Consider the following 2,885-nt stretch of genomic DNA (forward strand, 5'->3'; position numbering starts at 1 on the left):
ATTCCTATGACGCGCCTGCAATTACGCTCACCCGGTCGGGTTCAATGCGGTGCAGAGCACATAGAGAATGACATCCCTCTCTTTAGGTTCGGCCCTTCGGCAGGGTAAGTCTTCCGGCTCTCTATGTCGGCTTGTTTCCAGCCACCACACTGCTATGAGTGGTGACGTCCTTGCCTACTATGGCTTTTGCTGACTCCTGCCCGGTCACCCGGCATGTTGCCATGCAAGGCGCAGCTTCCAAACATCGAAAGCAGCAAAGCCGGGCAGGTCTCCCCGGATAAGAACGTGAACTGTCGCTACACAACCGCAGCATTTACCATTTCTCCTGAATCCATGGGACTTCGTCATGTCGTGCTGACTTGCCCGGATGATGGCCTTGTATGCTGTTTCTGTTCGTCGGCTCATAGCTTTGCGCTCCGGCTTCCTCCAGACCCCTCCTCGCGGAGACGCCCTTGCCTTCGGCTAGTACTTGGTTGACCCTGTCTCACGACAGTGACTGGATTCTTGTACAGGGGACTTGCACCCCATAAGTTCACGCCCATGACGGGCGTACACCATCTCTTCCAGTGGAGCGCAAAAAGCGCCCGCCCGCTGAAGAGTTAGGCACAAGGGGAAAAATAACGCATGGAAAGTTGGCTATCAATTATCGGATCGTTGGTATCTATTGGAGGTGCCATATGGGCATATATCCAAGCCCGACGTTCGCGCTCTTTCGCCGAGCAGGCAAAAGCAGTAAGAGATGAACTTGTCGAAAGAAGAAAAGTTATTGAAGTTTCAAAAATACATACTGAGACAACAAGAGTTCTTCGCTTAGTCTCAAACATTGGCCCAACATGCACCCCTACGTCCATAAAAACAATAAAATGCCATGAAATAGCGAAAACTATTCCTGATCTACATCTTTCAAAAGAAGCTTTTTTTCGCGCTAGAAACTGATTGAGCGCAGGATATCGAAAGGGGAGTGCCAGCAATGTGGGAAACATCTGCCTGTCGGATCACAAGCATGTCCCTTCTGCGGGTTTTCGCAGTTTAAGCCTTGTAGCAATTGCAATAATCTTATGCATGTTCATGGGAAGTATTGCCGGGGGTGCGGGAAACCGTCAACAGACTGAGCCCCATCATCAAAGCTGCATCTCACTGCATAGAATGGCAAAAATGCTGAACCACGGGGTGCTGCGGAGTAAGCCCATGACTCGAAACGATACTGCCTTCGGAGCCTTAGGCGGCGAGCAGTTCTTTCAAAGCTTCCGGATTCTTGATAGCAATGGCAATAAGGGACTTCGCCGCGCCAGACGGAGTACGACGGCCTTGCTCCCACTCTTGGAGAGTTCGGAGAGAAACTCCGAGCATATGAGCGAACTCGCTTTGAGAAAGACCAATCTTGAGACGGGCTGACGCCAGGGGAGAAACATCTATAGTGGAAACTCGCCCGACCCTGCCGGCTTTTATGTCCCGCACAGCTTGGAGCAGTTCCTCGCCAATGTTACGTTTCGCATCGCGTTCGAGCAGTTTTTTTTCATCGAGTGGCATGTTCCATCTCCTCTTTGAGGGTTTTGAGAATGTGACCGGGAATACTGTCGATAGCGCTCTTGGCATAAATCAGAAGCAACCAGATTTCTCCGGATTCAGTCCGGGCAAAATAGAGGACTCTGACACCGCCGCTCTTGCCGGTCCCCCGACGGCTCCAGCGCACCTTACGAACCCCACCGGAGCTGCGCACCATATCGCCCGTATCTGGATTGGCGGCAAGAAATGCTTGAAAAACCCCGTACTCGTCGTCGCTCAGGTAATCATGAACCTGCTTCGTAAACAGTGGCGATTCGACAAAAGTAATCATGCACCGATTATACGGCAGTGACGTATAAAGTCAACCGACAAATTTGGAAAAACTAGAGAAATTTTCAACCAAGCGCAGCAGCGGTGAACCCGCTGTGCTCTCAGCCCGGTACAAGCAAGAGCTCGGCAGAGGGGGGAAAACCGCAAGGATTTTTCAGTTGATCTGTGGTAAGGTTTGAAGGATTTTATGGTTATATCCGACCTCGGCATAATTGAATTCACGAAGGCTTACGCCATCCAGGAGCGGCTGTCGGCGGAGGTAGCCGCGGGAACGGCGGATGAGACACTCCTGCTTCTGGAACATCCGCCGGTCTACGTCACAGGCAGCGGCGGCCGGACGGAGAACATACTCGATCCGGACATCCGGGTAATCCGTACAAACCGCGGCGGTGACGTGACATGGCACGGGCCGGGTCAACTGGTGGGGTATCCGATCATCGATCTGGCCAGGCGTGGCAGAGACCTGCACCGCTACCTCCGATTTCTGGAAGAACTGTTAATCGCGCTGGCTGCCGACTTCGGGGTGACCGCCTCGCGGGTGGCGGGACTGACGGGGGTCTGGACGGACGAGGGAAAGCTTGCCTCCATAGGGGTCGGCGTCAGGCGCTGGGTGACCATGCACGGCTTCTCCTTCAACGTGGCGCCCGACCTGTCGCCATTTTACAAGATCAACCCCTGCGGCATCCGATCGTGTTCCGTTGCATCCCTGGCCGGGATCAGCGGGTCGCCGCCGTCAATTGTGGAGGTCAAGGAGCGGCTGGCGGAGCGGTTTGAGCCGCTGCTGGCGGACCGGCTCCCCTTTGTGGAAAAGCAGACCCCGGCAATAAGCATATCTGTCTGCAATTGAATGCAAATAATAAGGAATAAGGAGGCTGACGTGGCAAAAGAGAAATGCAGGTTACCGGTGGAAAAGCTTCGTTGGGTGTGTGACCCATCCAGTTTCGACTTTCGCACAACGGCTGAACTTCCCGACCTTGTGGGGAGCATTGGCCAGGAGCGGGCGCTGAAATCGATCGACTTCGGTCTCGGAATGACCGAGGACGGCTTCA

General features: G+C 53.8%; 3 protein-coding genes. 1 reads left to right on the top strand and 2 read right to left on the bottom strand.

The window, feature by feature from the left end; genetic code table 11:
• Window positions 1–1,218: 1,218 nt before the first annotated feature.
• Entirely contained in the window at window positions 1,219–1,530 is a 312-nt protein-coding gene (locus tag WC600_19140) for a helix-turn-helix domain-containing protein (GenBank protein MFA4904843.1), read from the bottom strand.
• Window positions 1,517–1,837, bottom strand: a complete 321-nt coding sequence (locus WC600_19145) for a hypothetical protein (GenBank protein ID MFA4904844.1) — start codon at window positions 1,835–1,837, stop codon at window positions 1,517–1,519. Before WC600_19145 ends, WC600_19140 begins: the two co-directional genes overlap by 14 nt.
• A gap of 186 nt (window positions 1,838–2,023) precedes the next feature.
• Between WC600_19145 and lipB the strand changes: the two genes are divergently transcribed.
• Window positions 2,024–2,683, top strand: coding sequence for a lipoyl(octanoyl) transferase LipB (lipB, locus tag WC600_19150; GenBank protein ID MFA4904845.1), 660 nt, complete (start codon window positions 2,024–2,026; stop codon window positions 2,681–2,683).
• The last annotated feature ends 202 nt before the right edge of the window (window positions 2,684–2,885 follow it).

Source organism: Desulfobaccales bacterium (assembly GCA_041648175.1).
Classification (GTDB): domain Bacteria; phylum Desulfobacterota; class Desulfobaccia; order Desulfobaccales; family 0-14-0-80-60-11; genus 0-14-0-80-60-11.

What these genes read in the sequence shown, in the direction of transcription:
- WC600_19140 (MFA4904843.1), bottom strand. Translation starts at nt 1,530, where the DNA reads ATGCCACTCGATGAAAAAAAACTGCTCGAACGCGATGCGAAACGTAAC.
- WC600_19145 (MFA4904844.1), bottom strand. Translation starts at nt 1,837, where the DNA reads ATGATTACTTTTGTCGAATCGCCACTGTTTACGAAGCAGGTTCATGAT.
- lipB (MFA4904845.1), top strand. Translation starts at nt 2,024, where the DNA reads ATGGTTATATCCGACCTCGGCATAATTGAATTCACGAAGGCTTACGCC.